A 15776-nucleotide genomic window follows, 5' to 3' on the forward strand; every position below is an offset into this window, starting at 1 on the left:
CCTTCGAAGGCGTCGCGCATGAAACGGGCAATACGGGCCGCGCCGGCCGGCGTGGCCGCATCAAGGAGAGGTTTCAATGTTTTCGTGGTTTGAACGGCGCCTGCCGACTTTCCCGCTCGAAGATCCCGTCACGCCGCCGCGGGGATTCTTCTCGTTCGTCTGGGCGTGCACGAAAGGCGCGCGCAGCTGGATCCTGCTGATCGCGCTGACGTCGGCCGCGCTGGCCGCGTACGAAGCCGCGCTGTTCGCGATGATGGGCCGCGTGGTCGACTGGCTCGCGTCCGCGACGCCGGCCGACTTCGGCGGCCGGCACTTCGGCACGCTCACCGGGTTCGCGGCGATCCTCGCCGGCAGCGCGCTGCTGATCGCGCTGCATACGATGGTCAAGCACCAGGTGCTCGCGATCAACTTCCCGATGCGGCTGCGCTGGCTGTTTCACCGGCTGATGCTCGACCAGAGCCTGTCGTTCTATGCGAACGAGTTCGCCGGTCGCGTGACGACCAAGATCATGCAGACCGCGCTCGCGGTGCGCGACGCACTGTTCATGTCGGTCGACGTCGTGATTGGCGTCGCCGCGTACCTGATCGGCATCCTCGCGCTCGCGGCCAGCTTCGACTGGCGGCTGATGATCCCGCTCGCGCTGTGGGCGCTCGGCTACGGCCTGGCGTGCGCGTATTTCGTGCCGCGCCTCGGTGCCGTCGGCAGCCGCCAGGCCGATGCGCGCGCGCTGATGACGGGCCGCATCACCGACGCGTATTCGAACATCACGACCGTGAAGCTGTTCTCGCACACGCGGCGCGAAGCCGACCACGCGCGCCGCGCGATGGAGGCGTTCAAGGCGACCGGCGACGCGCAGATGCGGCTCGTCAGCGCGTTCGAGGTCGTCAACCACCTGCTGTCGACGCTGCTGCTGGTCGGCTCGACCGGCCTCGCGCTGGTTCTGTGGATGCACGGCGAGGCAAGCGCGGGCGTCGTCGCGGCGGTGATCGCGATGGCGCTGCGCCTGTCGAGCTATTCGCACTGGATCATGTGGGAAATGACCGAGCTGTTCGAGAACGTCGGCACGATCCAGGACGGTATCAACACGCTAACGAAGGTGCACAGCGTGGTCGACGCGCCCGACGCGAAGCCGCTCACGGTGCAGCGCGGCGAGATCGTGTTCGACAACGTGCAGTTCGCGCACGAGGACAACGATCGCGCGGTATTCGACGGGCTGAACCTGACGATCCGGCCCGGCGAGCGGATCGGCCTGATCGGCCGCTCGGGTGCCGGCAAGTCGACGCTCGTGAACCTGCTGCTGCGCTTCTACGACGTGGGCGGCGGCACGATCCGGATCGACGGGCAGGACATCGCGCACGTGACGCAGGACAGCCTGCGCGGCGCGATCGGGATGGTCACGCAGGATACGTCGCTGCTGCACCGGACGATGCGCGAGAACCTGCTGTACGGTCGCCCCGACGCGACCGAGCGCGAGATGCACGACGCAGCCGTGCGCGCGGAAGCGTCCGAGTTCATCGACCGGCTGCGCGACCGCCATGGGCGCAGCGGCTACGACGTCGAAGTCGGCGAGCGCGGCGTGAAGCTGTCGGGCGGCCAGCGGCAGCGCGTCGCGATCGCGCGCGTGATGCTCAAGGATGCGCCGATCCTCGTGCTCGACGAGGCGACCAGCGCGCTCGATTCCGAGGTCGAAGTCGCGATCCAGCGCAGCCTCGACGATCTGATGAGCGGCAAGACGGTGATCGCGATCGCGCACCGGCTGTCGACGATCGCGGCGATGGACCGGCTGATCGTGCTCGACGAAGGGCGCATCGTCGAGGAAGGTACGCACCAGCAACTGCTGCAGGCGGGTGGTATTTACGCGGCGCTGTGGGCGCACCAGAGCGGCGGGTTCCTCGGGGAGACGGCGGACGTGGAGAAGGCGGAGCAGTAAGCCGCCCGTCCGGCCGCGCAAGACGCGCGGCCTCGTTGTCCAGGCCGCGCGTCGCCCATGACATTACAACCGCACGACCGTCGACTTCAGCTCGGTGTACTTGTCGAGCGCATGCAACGATTTGTCACGACCGTTGCCCGACAGCTTGTAACCGCCGAACGGGAAGTTCATGTCGTCGCTGCCGTCGCCGTAGCAGTTGACCCACACGGTGCCCGCGCGCAGACGTCGTGCCACCGCGTGCGCGGTCGAGAGGTCGGCCGACCAGACGGCGGCGGCCAGTCCATACTCTGTGTCATTGGCGATCCGCACGGCCTCGTCGACATCGTCGAACACGATCACCGACAGCACCGGCCCGAAGATCTCCTCGCGGGCGATCTTCGCATCGGGCTTCACCTCGAACACCGTCGGCTCGACATAGAACCCGCCCGTCTCCTCTCGCTCGCGCGCGCCGCCCGTGACGAGCTTGCCTTCGTCGCGCCCGGCACCGATATACCCCATCACGCGCTCGAGCTGCGTGCGGTCGACGATCGCCCCCATCGTCACCGACGGATCGAGCGGGTGCCCGGGCGCGAAGCGCCGCGACGCGTCGACCAGCTTCGCGACGAATGCGTCCTTGATGTCGCGATGTACGAGCAGGCGCGAGCCGGCCGTACACACTTCGCCCATGTTGAAGAAGATCGCGTCGGCGGCCGCCTGCGCGGCGCGGTCGAGATCGGGGCAATCGCGCAGCACGATGTTCGGCGACTTGCCGCCGAGTTCGAGCCACACGCGCTTCAGGTTCGATTGCGCAGCGCACGCCATGATCTGCTGCCCCGTACGCGTCGACCCTGTGAACGCGATGCAGTCGACGTCGCGATGCAGCGCGAGCGCCCTGCCCGGCTCCGCGCCACCCGGCACGACGCTGAACACGCCGGCCGGAATGCCGGCCTCGCACGCGAGCTGCGCAACACGGATCGCGGTGAGCGGCGATTTCTCGGACGGCTTGAGCACGACGCTGTTGCCGGCCGCGAGCGCCGGCGCGAATTTCCAGGCGGCCATCAGCAGCGGGAAATTCCACGGCACGACGGCCGCGACGACGCCGACCGGCTCGCGCGTGACGAGCCCGACCAGATGATGGTCCACCGGCGCGACTTCGCCGCCGACCTTGTCGATCGCTTCCGCATACCAGTCGACGCAATGCGCGGCGGCCGGCACGTCGATCGCCGTGGTATCGGCGATCGGCTTGCCGGTGTCGAGCGTCTCGAGCAGCGCGAGCTCGTCGAGGTGCTCGCGCATCAGCGCGGCCCAGCGCTGCAGCACCGCCTTGCGGGCGCGCGGGTTCATGCCGGCCCAGCTCCGCACGTCGAACGCGCGGCGCGCGGCCGCCACCGCGACGTCGACGTCGTCGGTGCCGCAATCGGCCACGTGCGCGAGCACGCCACCGTCGATCGGGCTCACGCAGGCGAAGGTCGCGCCGGTTTGCGCGTGGCGCGCCTCGCCGTCGATGAACGCGCGCCCTTCGATCCGCAGCACGGCCGCGCGGGCCTGCCAGTCTTCGAATGTCGATTGATTCATGTGTTTCCTCGTGAAAGATCGCGGATCACGACCCGGTGACCGGATCGATCGGCGTAAAGATGCCCGCGCGCGCCTCGATCGCTTCGCCCGCGGCGAGACACAGCGCTTCCTGGAAGCGTCCGGCGACGAGCTGCACGCCGGTCGGCACGCCATCGCGGATGCCGGTCGGCACTGACAGTCCCGGCAGCCCGAGCAGCGCAGTCGCGAGCAGCGGCCCCTGCCGTTCGACGATCGCGCGCATCGCGTCGTCGCCGTGCTGATCGGCGTCGATCGCGAACGGCTGCGCGCACGACACCGGCATCAGCAGCAGCGGATAGCGCGCGAAGAACTGCTGCCAGTCGCGCAGCAGCGCGGTGCGCCGCGCGAGGCCGTTCATGTAGCCCTCGAGGTCCAGCGGCTTCGCGAGACGGCGCTGGCTCGCGAACGCGGTACGGATCGCCGCGTCGCCGTGCTGCATGATCACTTCGCCGAGGCCGCTGCGCGCTTCGTTGGTCACCAGGTCCAGCCACAGTTCGCACGCTTCGGCGAACCGCGGCGGCTCCGCTTCCTCGACGATGCAGCCGGCTTCTTCAAGCCAGCGCGCGGCCTGCCGGATCGCGTCGACCACCACCGGATCGGACGGCACGCCCGGCAGCGCCGCGCAAACGGCCACGCGCGCGGGGAACGCGGCTTCCTGTGCATTCGGCGCGACCGGCATCCACCATGCGTCGCGACCGTCGCCTGCCGCCATCGCGTCGAGTGCGAGCCGCAGATCGCCGACCGTGCGCGCGAGCGGCCCCTGCACGGACGCGAGCTGCACCGCGAGCGTGCGGTCCTTCGACTGCGTTGCGTTGTACGCCGGCACGCGCCCGGTGCTGGGCCGCAGCCCGGCGACGCCGCACGCGTAGGCCGGGTAGCGGATCGAGCCGCCCAGGTCGTTGCCGTGCGCGATTGCGCCGATACCGGCCGCCACGGCCGCGGCGGCACCACCGCTGGAGCCGCCCGGCGTCAGCGACGGATTCCACGGATTCGACGTGCGGCCGTGCAGGTCGTTATCGGTGAACCAGCGGTACGAAAACGCCGGCGCATTGCTGCGCCCGATCACGATCGCGCCGGCCTTGCGCAGGTTCGCGGTCACCGGGCTGTCCTCGTGCGCAACCAGGTCCGAAAACGCGCGCACGCCGTTGGTCGTCGCGTATCCCGCCGTGTCGACGTTGATCTTCACGGTCACCGGCACGCCGTGCAGCGGGCCGACCGGTGCGCCGCGCGCGATCGCGGCATCGGCATCGGACGCCGCCTGCAACGCGCTGTCGGTCATCACGTCGACGATCGCGTTGATGACGGGGTTCACTGCTTCAAGCCGCTGCAGGCAGCTGCGCGTGAGTTCGGTGGCAGACACGTCGCGACGCGCGACGCGCTCGGCCATCTCGGCCGCGCTGAGACGCCACAATTCCTGGGTCATGGGTTGCTCCTCGTTGATCTCGATGGTTGTCCTGAACCGGCCGCGCGTTACGCGGTCGGCTGTCCGGCTTGCGGTGCGTGCGATGCATAGATCTTGCGGCACGTTTCGACGACTTCCCACGTGCCGCGAAAACCCGGTGGAATCACGAAGCGGTCGCCCGCGCGCAACACGCGCTCGCGGCCGTCAGCGTCGCGCACGATCGCGACGCCGCTCAGCATCTCGCAATACTCCGACTCGTCGTACTCGATCGTCCAGCGGCCGGGCGTGCATGCCCAGATCCCGCAGCTGAACTGCCCGCACGGGCTGATGTAGTGATGCGACAGCGTCTGCAGCGGATTGCCGTCGAGCAGCAACCCGCTCGGCACGCGGCTCTGCGTGAGCTTCGCCGGTGCGCGCATCAGGTCGACGAGATTCGTGAGGTTGGTCATGAGTGCCTCCAGGGCATGAGTGATTCGAAACGTTTCGGTGCCGCGCGGCCGGGTGAACCGCCCGCGCGCGTCAGAGCAGGTCCATCATCCGTTGCCAGGTCATCGCGAGCGCCAGCATCGGCGTGCGCAGCGCGCGCCCGCCCGGAAAGTCGCGATGGCGAATCCGGCCGAACAGGTCGAAGCGCGTGGCCTGCGCGTCGATCGCTTCCGCGATCAGCCGCCCCGCGAGGCCCGTCACGTTGACGCCGTGCCCGGAAAATCCCTGCGCGAAATACACGGTCGGCTCGAGCCTGCCGAAATGCGGTGCGCGATTCATCGTCGCGTCGATCAGTCCGCCCCACGCGTAGTCGATCCGCACATCGGTCAGTTGCGGGAACGTCTTCAGCATGTCGCGCCGCATCGCGGCCGCGAGATCGCGCGGCGTGTTCGTCGAGCTGCTGGCCTTGCCGCCCCACAGCAGCCGGCGGTCGCGTGTCAGCCGGAAATAGTCGAGCGCCGAACGGGTGTCGCAGATCGCCGCATTGGCCGGCATCGTTTCGGCCGCGCGCGCGTCACCGAGCGGCTCCGTCGCGATCAGGTACGTCGTGACCGGAATGATCTTGCGCGTGAGCGCCGGCGCCAGCTGCCCCAGGTATGCATTGCAGGCCAGCACGACATGACGGGCATCCACGTGGCCGCGGGCGCACGTCACGCGGTGATGCGGTGCGGCACGATCGAGCGCAATCGCGGGCGTGTCCTCGTGGATCGTCACGCCGGCCTCGCGCGCCGCCCGCGCGAGGCCGAGCGTGTAGTTCAGCGGATGCAGGTGGCCGCTGCCTTCGTAACGGAGGCCGCCGAAGTAACGATCCGATGCGACGAAGCGATGCATGTCGGTGCGCTCGACGACTTCGTAGCCGCGATAGCCGAAGCGTCTCGCCGCGGTATCGCGCCACGCGCGCAGCGCATCGAGATGGCGCGGCTTGTTCGCGGCGGTGAGGTAGCCGGAGGTCAGGTCGCAATCGATGCCGTACCGCTCGACCCGCTGCCGGACGATCTCGACCGACTCCAGCCCCATCGCCCAGACGCGCCGCACGTCGTCTTCCGGCAGGTAGGCCGAGAACGTGTCGATGTCGCACGCGTACCCGGCGATCAGCTGGCCACCGTTGCGCCCGCTCGCGCCCCAGCCGATCTTCGACGCCTCGACGAGCACGACCGAATGGCCGCGCTCGGCGAGCTCGAGTGCCGCGGACAGGCCCGTGAGCCCGCCGCCGATCACGCAGACGTCGGCCGTCACGGCCCCGTCGAGCGACGGATGTCGCGTATGGTTGTTGACCGTCGCTGCATAGTAGGACTGAACATGTTGCTGGTTTTCGAACTTGAGCATGTGCAAGACTCGCGAACGGCGTCGCGTCAGAACGCGTAGATGAGTTGGGTGGCGAGCAGGTCGTTCGACTTCTCGTACGACCCGTCGTGACGCAGGAACACCTTGTTGCTCGCCCAGTCGTGCCGGTATTCGACCTTCACCGTCACTTGCTGGGTCGGGTAGAACAGCAGGTCGAACGCGGCAGCCTGCCGCGTCGCGCCCTTGCACTCGAAGCCGACGCCGCCGTTCGCCTTCGACAGCGCCAGGCAGTCCGCATCGATGCCGAAGCCGTTGTACGGGTCCATCCCGTTGCCGTTCAGGCCGATCGACGAGCCGCCGCCGCCGTTCTTCCGGTTCACGAGCAGGTCGTAGCGCAGCGTCGCACCCATGCGGCCGACCACCGGCGCGTTGAACTTGCGGTGCGCGAGCAGCGACAGCCCGAACCACTGTGCGAGCCCGCCGTTGAACGCGCCGTGCTGCTGCTGGCCGTAGTCGAACTCGGCGTTGTACTGCGCATCGGCGAGCGTGTAGGTCGCATCAGCCTCGCCGAAGAAGAACGCGCCGTACGCGCTCGGTGCGTTGCCGCCCACGCCGTAGCGCACGTTGCCGGTCGCCGGGTCGACCGCGCTCGGCAGCGTCTGGCGGCCGATGCTGATCGAGCCGCCGACGTCGAGCGCGCTGCCGCGCAGGTAATCGACGCGCGCGGTGAAGGTCGGCACCTTGTTGCTCGTCGTGATCGGGTCGCCGAACGCGTTGACGCCGGTCTGCGTGACCGCGCCCGCGCTGCGGAACTGCTCGTTGCCGACGAAGAACTTCCACGCCCAGTGGCCGTCCGCGCTCAGGTAGTTGAGGCCCGCGCCGATCGACGAACCCGGATCGGAGAAGTCGTACAGCAGGTTGTGCGTGAGCGTCAGCATCATGTTCGACTGCTGGTACTCGTAGCCGCCGAAGCCCGTCACGAGCCCGCCGGTGAGCGCCGTCGTGCCGGACAGCGGCACGGTCAGGACGGCCGTGTTGATGATGTTCAGGCCGCTCGAGCCGCTGCCCGTCATCATCGACAGGCCCGCGCCGCGGTTCGGCATCAGCGTGATTTCCGCGGACGGCGCGGTCGGACCGACACCGAATGTCTTCTTGATGTCGAGGAATACATCGCCGAACGTGCTGTTGTAGTAGGTGTACGCGTTCTCGTGATTCGCGAACTGGAACGACGACGTGCCGGCACCCCGGTTGTATACGTAGGTCGGGTCGAGGTAGCCCGTCACCGACAGCCCGGCGATCGGGCCCGTGCGCGCGGCATCGGTCAGCGAATCGACCTTCAACTGCTGGTTCGCAACTTGTTGCCGGAGTTCCGACACGTCGTCGTTGGTCAGCACGGCCGGTGCCTGCCCGTAGCCGGGTGCGGACGGATCAGCCGCCGCGCCGGTCGCCGGGTTTGGCGCGTTCGCCACGTTCGCCGCCACCGGTGCGGCCGAAGGCTTCGCGCCGAGCTGTGATTGCAGCGCGCTCATCTGCCGTTGCAGCACCGCGATCTGCTGCTGCAGCGTCCGGATCTGGTCGGCGCTCGAGTTCGCCGCAGCCAGCCCCGGCAGCGCTCCGGCGATCAGCGCGCAGAGCATCTTCTTTTTCATGGAATGTCTCCTGGTCGTTCGTCACTGTTCGTCACTTTGTGGGATGCGGGATGCGGTCGTGCAGCGGCGGCGCGGCGGGCGAGCGCACGGGCGGCATGGCGGACGGCGACGCGGAGGTGCCGGATACCTCGGATGCGGACGCCGCATGCCACATCCGCGTGTCGCGCGCGTGCCGCCGCTCGCGGGCCAGCATCGCGCGGTTCACGACGACGACCCCGATCGTCACGACGGTGATGAACACCGTGGCGAGCGCATTCATCTCCGGGTTGAGCCCCATCCGCACGCGCGAGAACACGACGAGCGGCAGCGTCGTCGAACCCGGGCCCGACAGGAACGCGGACAGGATCACGTCGTCGATCGACACCGTGAAGGCAAGCAGCCAGCCGGACACCAGCGCCTGCGCGATCAGCGGCAGCGTGATCACGAAGAACACCTTCCACGGCCGCGCGCCGAGATCGAGCGCGGCTTCCTCGATCGAACGATCGAGCTCCTTCACGCGCGACTGCACGATCACCGCGACGAACGACAGGCACAGCATCACGTGGCCGATCCAGATCGTCAGCCAGCCGCGCCCGGCCGGCCAGCCGAAGGTCTGCTGCATCGCGACGAACAGCAGCAGCAGCGAGATGCCCTGGATTACTTCCGGAATCACGAGCGGCGCGTTGATCATCGCGGCATACAGCGTGAAGCCGCGAAAGCGCCCCATGCGAGCGAGCACGAAGCCGGCCCAGGTGCCGATCGCGACCGACGCGGTGGCCGTCAGCAGCGCGATCTTCAGCGACAGCCAGGCGGCCGTGAGCAGTTCGTCGTCGTGCAGCAGCGCGCCGTACCACTTCAGCGAGAAGCCCGACCACACCGTCACCAGCTTCGACGCGTTGAACGAGTAGACGACCAGGCTGACGATCGGGATATACAGGAACAGGAAGCCCGCGCCCAGCACGCATACGGACAGGATGCGATTCGCACGGTTCATGACCCGGCCTCCGCTTCGGTCTGGCTGTAATGGAGCAGGGCCATCGGCACGAGCAGCAGCAGCACCATCGTCACCGTCACCGCGGACGCCATCGGCCAGTCCATGTTGTTGAAGAATTCATCCCACATGACGCGACCGAGCATCAGCGTGTTCGCGCCGCCGAGCAGCTCGGGGATCACGTATTCGCCCACCGCCGGGATGAACACCAGCAGGCTGCCCGCGACGATGCCGTTCCTCGACAGCGGCAGCGTGATGCGCCAGAACGCGGACCACGGCGTCGCGCCGAGATCGTTCGCGGCTTCGAGCAACGTGAGGTCCATCTTCACGAGGTGCGCGTACAGCGGCATCACCATGAACGGCAGGTACGAATAGACCATCCCGATGTAGACGCCCGCGTCGGTGTGATACAGCCGCAGCGGTGTCGCGATCACGCCGAGTGCCTCTAATACGTGGTTCAGCAGCCCGTCGTCCTTCATGATCCCGACCCACGCATAGACGCGGATCAGGAACGACGTCCAGAACGGCAGCATCACGCCCATCATCAGCAGGTTGCGGCGGGCCGGCGCCGAGCGCGCAATGAAGTACGCGATCGGGTAGCCGGCCAGCAGGCACATCAGCGTCGATGCCGCGGCCATCTTCAGTGAGCTGACGTAGGTGTTCAGGTACAGGTCGTCCTGCAGCAGCAGCGCGTAATGCTTCAGCGACAGCACGACCTGCACGGTGCCGGCCTCCAGCCGCGCAAGTGCGGTGTACGGCGGGATGCCGAGCATCTGGTCGGCGAAGCTGATCTTCAGCACCAGCACGAACGGCAGCGCGAAGAACACGGCAAGCCACACGAACGGCACGCCGATCGCGACGCTGCGGCCCGACGGCAGGAAGCGCGCCAGGAAGTCGAAGCGGCCCGGGCGGGCGCGGCCGGTGCCGGCGCTCGCGGCGCCGGTCGGCACCGCCGCGGACGGATTGGAAGCGGAGGTTCTCATCGTGGCGTCCTCACTGCGTCAGCACGACGCCGCTGGCCGGCGACCACGACACGAACACGTCGTCGTTCCACGCCGGCGCGTTGTCGTTCATCAGGTGCGAGCTCGACAGGTTCGACACGACCGTCTTGCCGCTCGGCAAGCGCACGTGGTACAGCGAGTAGCTGCCCATGTACGCGATGTCGGTCACGACGCCGCGCGCCCAGTTGTGTTTCGAGCCCGGCTTCTCGCGCGACACGTGAATGCGTTCCGGGCGCACCGAGATGCCGACCGGCATGCCGAGCGGGCCGGTGACGCCGTGGCTCACGTACATGCGCGCCTCGAGGTCGTCGCTCTCGACGAAGATGTGATCGGGCTCGTCCTCGACCACGCGGCCTTCGAACAGGTTGGTCGAGCCGATGAATTCGGCCGAGAAGCGGCTGTTCGGAAACTCGTACACCTCGCCCGGCGCGCCGATCTGCACGATCTTGCCTTCGCTCATCACCGCGAGGCGGCTGGCCATCGTCATCGCCTCTTCCTGGTCGTGCGTGACCATCACGCAGGTCACGTCGACCTTCTCGATGATGTTCACGAGTTCGAGCTGGGTCTTCTGGCGGATCTTCTTGTCGAGCGCGGACATCGGCTCGTCGAGCAGCAAGAGCTTCGGGCGCTTGACCAGCGAGCGCGCGAGCGCGACGCGCTGCTGCTGGCCGCCGGAGAGCTGATGCGGCTTGCGCTGCGCGTACTTGCTCATCTGCACGAGCGCCAGCGCATCGGCCACGCGCTCCTTGATCTCGTTCTTTGGCGTGCCTTCCTGCTTCAGGCCGAACGCGACGTTCGATTCGACCGTCATGTGCGGGAACAGCGCGTACGACTGGAACATCATGTTCACCGGGCGGCGGTACGGCGGCAGCGACGCGAGGTCCTCGCCGTCGACGAAGATCTTGCCGGAGGTGGCCGTCTCGAGCCCGGCGAGCATGCGCAGCAACGTCGACTTGCCGCAGCCCGAGCTGCCGAGCAGCGCGAACAGCTCGTTCTTCGCGATCGTCAGGTTCACGTTGTCGACGGCGGTGCTGTCGCCGAATTTCTTCACGACGTTTTCGATGCGGACGAATGCGTCCGCATCGCGGCGGGCGGCGGCCGCAACCGATGCGGCAGGGAGCGTATGGATCATCGTCGTCTCCCTCAACCGCCCGACTTCAGCTGCAGCCACAGACGGTTCTGCATCCGCGCGATGTCGGCGCTGCGCGGCATCGCGAGCGACGCCTTCGCGATCGTCGCGTCGGACAGGTAAATGCCCGGGTCCTGCACGATCGCCGGTGTCACGAACGGGCGCGCGGCCTTGTTGGCGCTCGGGTAGAAGATCTCGTTCGTGATCGCCGCGTTGGTCTTCGGGTCCTCGATGTAGTTGATCCACTTCAGTGCGGCTTCCGGATGCGGCGCATCCTTCGGGATCGCCATCACGTCGAACCACAGCAGGCCGCCTTCCTTCGGATTCACATAGCGGATCTCGTACGAGCGCTTTGCGTCCAGCGTGCGCCGCCGCGCGATACCGACGTCGCCCGACCAGCCGAGCACGACGCACACATCGTTGTTCGCCAGATCGTCCGCATAGCCGGCCGAGCTGAACTGCGTGACGTACGGGCGGATCTTCTTCAGCACGTCGTAGGCCGCCTGGTAGTCGGCCGGGTTCTTGCTCTCCGGGTCCTTGCCCATGTACTGCAGCGCCGCCGCGAACGCGGCGTCCGGCGCGTCGAGCAGCGAGATGCCGCAGCTTTTCAGCTTCGCCGCGTTCGCCGGGTCGAACAGCAGCGCCCAGCTGTCAGTCGGTGCGTTGTCGCCGAGCCGCTTCCTGACCGCCTCGACGTTGTAGCCGATTCCCGTCGTGCCCCATGCCCACGGCACGCCGTACTGGTTGCCCGGGTCGGCCTTCGCGACCATCTTCATCAGCAACGGGTCGAGGTTCGCGAGATTCGGCAGCTTCGACTTGTCGAGCTTCTGGTACACGCCGGCCTGGATCTGCTGCGCGAGATAGTTCGACGTCGGCACGACGATGTCGTAGCCCGAGCTGCCCGCAAGCAGCTTGGTCTGCAGCGTATCGTCGCTGTCGTAGCTGTCGTAGCGCACCTTGATGCCCGACTGCTTCTCGAAGACGGGGACCGTGTCCTTCGCGACGTACTCCGACCAGTTGTACACGTTCAGGTGGGTGTCGCCGGCATGGGCGGACAGGCTGGCCGCGACGGCCAGCACCGCCGGCGTGACGCGCGCGGCGCGCAACACCGGTTGACGACGGATACGGATACGCATGGGGATTCTCCTTGTGATGGGGATCGGCCGTTGCGCCCGGTCCGGGTCCGGACTCGCGTCAACGCCGTCGAGCGGTGTTCAGCACAAGGGCCAATGTAGAGATCGCGGCCGGCAGCGTCAGTCCCGAAAACCGGGACAAACGGCGACGTCGATTCCCGCCGTTTGGGTAGATTCCCGCGTAGGCAGTCGAAAATATTCGTGATACCTGTAGCGCCACCTGAAAATCTTCGACACCCGACGTCATGAGCGCTGCGCTGCCCGCCCCCGATCTCCCGCTGAGCCATGTCGCGTTCGTGACCGAAACGCTGGGCGACATCGCACAAACCGTCGGAACGCCGCAGTTCATGCGCGCCGTCTACGACACGCTCGTGCGCTACGTCGATTTCGACGCCGTGCATCTCGACTACGAGCGCAGCGCGTCTTCCGGCCGGCGCAGCGTCGGCTGGATCGGCAGCTTCGGCCGCGAGCCCGAGCTGGTCGCGCAGGTGATGCGCCACTACTACCGCAGCTACGCGAGCGACGATGCAACGTACGCGGCGATCGAAACCGAAAACGACGTGCAGTTGCTGCAGGTGTCCGCGCAGCGCGTGGCGAGCGAGCTGCGGCATCTGTTCTTCGATGCCGGCGACATTCACGACGAATGCGTGATCGCGGGCGTGACGGGCGGCACGCGTTACTCGATCTCGATCGCGCGCTCGCGGCGCCTGCCGCCGTTTTCGCTGAAGGAGCTGAGCCTCCTGAAGCAGCTTTCGCAGGTCGTGCTGCCGCTGGCGTCCGCGCACAAGCGCCTGCTCGGCGCGATCTCCGCCGACGACGCACCGCGTGACGAACTCGATCTCGACCTCGTCGCGCAATGGCTGCCGGAATGGCAGGAACGGTTGACCGCGCGCGAGATGCACGTGTGCGCGTCGTTCATCCAGGGCATGACGTCGGCGGCCATCGCGCAATCGATGGGGCTCAAGACCTCCACCGTCGATACCTACGCGAAGCGCGCCTTCGCGAAGCTCGGTGTCGATTCGCGCCGGCAACTGATGACGCTCGTGCTGAGAAACGCGTCGCGGCGGCACGACGCATAGCATCCCCGTGTGCCGGCCGCCGGCAGGTTGCGCGCGCATCCATCTCCGCGCCGCCTCATAACGATCCGACAATTTATTGGTTCCCTCGACGATGCGTCATCCGTATCGTTCACCGACTCGTCAGACCAATCGACCAACGGGGGAATCCAACAATGAAACAGATCCGTTCATTCGCACTGCTCGCACTGCCGGCCGCGCTCCATGCCGCCGGCGCTCACGCGCAAAGCGGCGTCACGCTGTACGGTATCGCCGATGCGGGCATCGCGTACGTGCACAATGCGCAGAACGCGAACGGCAGCAACGCGTCGAGCCTCGTCAAGTTCAGCAGCGGCAACCTGTCGGGCAGCCGCTGGGGGCTGCGCGGCACCGAGGATCTCGGCGGTGGCCTGGCGGCGCTGTTCCAGCTCGAGAACGGCTTCAACATCGGCACGGGCGCGCTCGGCCAGGGCGGGCGCGAATTCGGCCGCAAGGCCGTCGTCGGCCTCGCGAGCAGCACGTACGGCACCGTCACGCTCGGCCGCCAGTACGATCCGGTCGTCGATCTCGTGCAGGGCCTCACGCAGGACAACTACTTCGGCGGCGTGTTCGCGACGCCGGGCGACCTCGACAACTACGACAACAGCCTGCGCGTCAGCAACTCGGTGAAATACACGAGCCCGCTGATCTCGGGCTTCCAGTTCGAAGGCCTGTACGGCTTCGGCGGCGTGGCGGGCGCCACCGGCAGCGGCCGCACGTACAGCTTCGGCGCAAGCTACGCGAACGGCCCGCTGTCGCTCGGCGCCGGCTTCTTCTACGCGAACGGCGGCTCCACCGTCGCGAACGGCGTGCGCACGTGGTCGAGCAGCTCGGACACGCTGTTCAACACCGTGATCAACCAGGGCTTCTCGAGCGCGAAGTCGATCCAGATCGTGCGCGTGGCCGGCCAGTACGTGGCCGGGCCCGCCACCTTCGGCCTCGCGTATTCGAATACGCAGTACGGCGCGGACACGCTGTCGGCGTTCAGCCAGAACGCGAAGTTCAACAACGGCTCGGCGTTCTTCAACTGGCAGTTCTCGCCGGCACTGCGCGCGGGCGTCGGCTACAACTACACGTCGCTGACGGGGCCGAGTTCTGCGCACTACAACCAGGTCAACCTCGGCGCGGATTACGCGCTGTCGAAACGCACCGACCTGTATGCGCTGTTCGGCTACCAGAAGGCGAGCGGCAACACGCTCAACGCGAACGGCGCGGTCGTGAAGGCCGCCGCATCGGTCGGCTCGTACGGCGTGAATTCCGGCACCGATACGCAGGAACTCGCGATCGTCGGGATCCGCCACAAGTTCTGATCGCGTCGCCGCACGGCGGCAACGACGACGGCCGGCAGGCGCGTACCGCGGTGCGCGCCTGCGGCGTTTACACTGTCGCGATCCCGTTCCGCACGACACAAGGAGGCCGGCATGCTGACCGTATGGGGACGCCGCAATGCATTCAACGTCCAGAAGGTGATGTGGCTCGTCGACGAGCTCGCGCTTGCGCATCGGCACGTGCCGGCCGGCGGGCAGTTCGGCGTGCTCGACACGCCCGATTTTTTGGCGATGAACCCGCACGGGCGCATACCCGTGATCGACGATGGCGGCACGGTCGTCTGGGAATCGCACAGCATCCTGCGCTACCTCGCCGCGCGTTACGGGCGCCCCGGCTTCTGGCACGACAACCCCGCCGAACAGTCGCGCGCCGACCGCTGGATGGACTGGTCGCAAACCACGTTGCAGCCGACGTTCCTGAACGGCGTGTTCCGGGGCTACTTCCGGACGCCGCCCGAACAGCGCGACACGGTGCGCGTCGAGCAAAGCATCGCGCAGTGCGCGCAGCACTTCCAGGCGCTCGACGCGGCGCTGGCCGGGCAGCCGTTTCTCGCGGGCGACACGCTCACGCTCGCCGACATCGCGGCCGGCACGCACCTGTATCGCTACTTCGAACTCGACATCGCACGGCCGGACATCCCGCACGTGCAAGCGTGGTACGAACGGCTGAAAGCGCGGCCCGCGTATCGCACGCACGTGATGATTCCGTTCGACGACCTGCGCGGGCGGCTCGACCAGGCATCGGGCCGGCAGCGGATCGGCCTGTAGCAAGGTTGTAAGAACAACGGTGTATGTTGC

At 67.5% G+C, this 15776-nt stretch carries 12 protein-coding genes and 1 pseudogene; 4 read left to right on the forward strand and 9 right to left on the reverse strand.

Annotated features, from left to right (window positions below; genetic code table 11):
• Positions 1 to 76 precede the first annotated feature (76 nt).
• The gene (locus CFB50_RS34840) at positions 77 to 1930 is read left to right on the forward strand and encodes an ABC transporter ATP-binding protein (protein ID WP_089448966.1); all 1854 of its coding nucleotides are present in this window, start codon (positions 77 to 79) and stop codon (positions 1928 to 1930) included.
• Between the two features lie 63 nt (positions 1931 to 1993).
• Here the strand turns inward: CFB50_RS34840 and CFB50_RS34845 are convergent, their stop codons facing one another.
• The 9 genes and pseudogenes from CFB50_RS34845 to CFB50_RS34885 all read right to left on the reverse strand — a co-directional run bounded on the left by CFB50_RS34845 (position 1994) and on the right by CFB50_RS34885 (position 12559).
• Complete coding sequence (locus CFB50_RS34845; RefSeq protein WP_089448967.1) at positions 1994 to 3484, reverse strand: aldehyde dehydrogenase; 1491 nt, start codon at positions 3482 to 3484, stop codon at positions 1994 to 1996.
• A 25-nt stretch (positions 3485 to 3509) separates the two neighbouring features.
• The gene (locus CFB50_RS34850; protein WP_089448968.1) at positions 3510 to 4925 is read right to left on the reverse strand and encodes an amidase family protein; all 1416 of its coding nucleotides are present in this window, start codon (positions 4923 to 4925) and stop codon (positions 3510 to 3512) included.
• A 47-nt stretch (positions 4926 to 4972) separates the two neighbouring features.
• Positions 4973 to 5353, reverse strand: coding sequence for a cupin domain-containing protein (locus CFB50_RS34855; RefSeq protein WP_089448969.1), 381 nt, complete (start codon positions 5351 to 5353; stop codon positions 4973 to 4975).
• 70 nt (positions 5354 to 5423) lie between these two features.
• Positions 5424 to 6716, reverse strand: coding sequence for an NAD(P)/FAD-dependent oxidoreductase (locus tag CFB50_RS34860; protein WP_089448970.1), 1293 nt, complete (start codon positions 6714 to 6716; stop codon positions 5424 to 5426).
• Positions 6717 to 6742: 26 nt separating this feature from the next.
• Positions 6743 to 8323, reverse strand: coding sequence for a DUF3138 family protein (locus CFB50_RS34865; protein ID WP_089448971.1), 1581 nt, complete (start codon positions 8321 to 8323; stop codon positions 6743 to 6745).
• 31 nt (positions 8324 to 8354) lie between these two features.
• Positions 8355 to 9296, reverse strand: a complete 942-nt coding sequence (locus CFB50_RS34870) for an ABC transporter permease subunit (RefSeq protein WP_089448972.1) — start codon at positions 9294 to 9296, stop codon at positions 8355 to 8357.
• A complete protein-coding gene (locus CFB50_RS34875) occupies positions 9293 to 10276 on the reverse strand; it encodes an ABC transporter permease subunit (protein WP_089448973.1) in 984 nt (327 codons plus the stop codon). Before CFB50_RS34875 ends, CFB50_RS34870 begins: the two co-directional genes overlap by 4 nt.
• A 10-nt stretch (positions 10277 to 10286) precedes the next feature.
• A pseudogene (locus CFB50_RS34880) lies at positions 10287 to 11372 on the reverse strand (ABC transporter ATP-binding protein); the annotation flags it as partial.
• Between the two features lie 65 nt (positions 11373 to 11437).
• A complete protein-coding gene (locus tag CFB50_RS34885; protein WP_089448975.1) occupies positions 11438 to 12559 on the reverse strand; it encodes a polyamine ABC transporter substrate-binding protein in 1122 nt (373 codons plus the stop codon).
• A gap of 242 nt (positions 12560 to 12801) precedes the next feature.
• On the opposite strand from CFB50_RS34885, the gene CFB50_RS34890 reads away from it, so the two are divergent.
• The 3 genes from CFB50_RS34890 (at position 12802) to CFB50_RS34900 (ending at position 15746) form a co-directional block, all read left to right on the forward strand.
• A complete protein-coding gene (locus CFB50_RS34890) occupies positions 12802 to 13635 on the forward strand; it encodes a helix-turn-helix transcriptional regulator (RefSeq protein ID WP_089448976.1) in 834 nt (277 codons plus the stop codon).
• A gap of 152 nt (positions 13636 to 13787) precedes the next feature.
• A complete protein-coding gene (locus CFB50_RS34895) occupies positions 13788 to 14960 on the forward strand; it encodes a porin (RefSeq protein WP_089448977.1) in 1173 nt (390 codons plus the stop codon).
• Between the two features lie 111 nt (positions 14961 to 15071).
• Entirely contained in the window at positions 15072 to 15746 is a 675-nt protein-coding gene (locus CFB50_RS34900) for a glutathione S-transferase family protein (RefSeq protein WP_089448978.1), read from the forward strand.
• Positions 15747 to 15776 lie beyond the last annotated feature (30 nt).

This window comes from Burkholderia sp. AU33423, assembly GCF_002223135.1.
Taxonomy (GTDB): Bacteria; Pseudomonadota; Gammaproteobacteria; order Burkholderiales; family Burkholderiaceae; genus Burkholderia; species Burkholderia lata_D.

What these genes read in the sequence shown, in the direction of transcription:
- CFB50_RS34840 (WP_089448966.1), top strand. Translation starts at nt 77, where the DNA reads ATGTTTTCGTGGTTTGAACGGCGCCTGCCGACTTTCCCGCTCGAAGAT.
- CFB50_RS34845 (WP_089448967.1), bottom strand. Translation starts at nt 3,484, where the DNA reads ATGAATCAATCGACATTCGAAGACTGGCAGGCCCGCGCGGCCGTGCTG.
- CFB50_RS34850 (WP_089448968.1), bottom strand. Translation starts at nt 4,925, where the DNA reads ATGACCCAGGAATTGTGGCGTCTCAGCGCGGCCGAGATGGCCGAGCGC.
- CFB50_RS34855 (WP_089448969.1), bottom strand. Translation starts at nt 5,353, where the DNA reads ATGACCAACCTCACGAATCTCGTCGACCTGATGCGCGCACCGGCGAAG.
- CFB50_RS34860 (WP_089448970.1), bottom strand. Translation starts at nt 6,716, where the DNA reads ATGCTCAAGTTCGAAAACCAGCAACATGTTCAGTCCTACTATGCAGCG.
- CFB50_RS34865 (WP_089448971.1), bottom strand. Translation starts at nt 8,323, where the DNA reads ATGAAAAAGAAGATGCTCTGCGCGCTGATCGCCGGAGCGCTGCCGGGG.
- CFB50_RS34870 (WP_089448972.1), bottom strand. Translation starts at nt 9,296, where the DNA reads ATGAACCGTGCGAATCGCATCCTGTCCGTATGCGTGCTGGGCGCGGGC.
- CFB50_RS34875 (WP_089448973.1), bottom strand. Translation starts at nt 10,276, where the DNA reads ATGAGAACCTCCGCTTCCAATCCGTCCGCGGCGGTGCCGACCGGCGCC.
- CFB50_RS34885 (WP_089448975.1), bottom strand. Translation starts at nt 12,559, where the DNA reads ATGCGTATCCGTATCCGTCGTCAACCGGTGTTGCGCGCCGCGCGCGTC.
- CFB50_RS34890 (WP_089448976.1), top strand. Translation starts at nt 12,802, where the DNA reads ATGAGCGCTGCGCTGCCCGCCCCCGATCTCCCGCTGAGCCATGTCGCG.
- CFB50_RS34895 (WP_089448977.1), top strand. Translation starts at nt 13,788, where the DNA reads ATGAAACAGATCCGTTCATTCGCACTGCTCGCACTGCCGGCCGCGCTC.
- CFB50_RS34900 (WP_089448978.1), top strand. Translation starts at nt 15,072, where the DNA reads ATGCTGACCGTATGGGGACGCCGCAATGCATTCAACGTCCAGAAGGTG.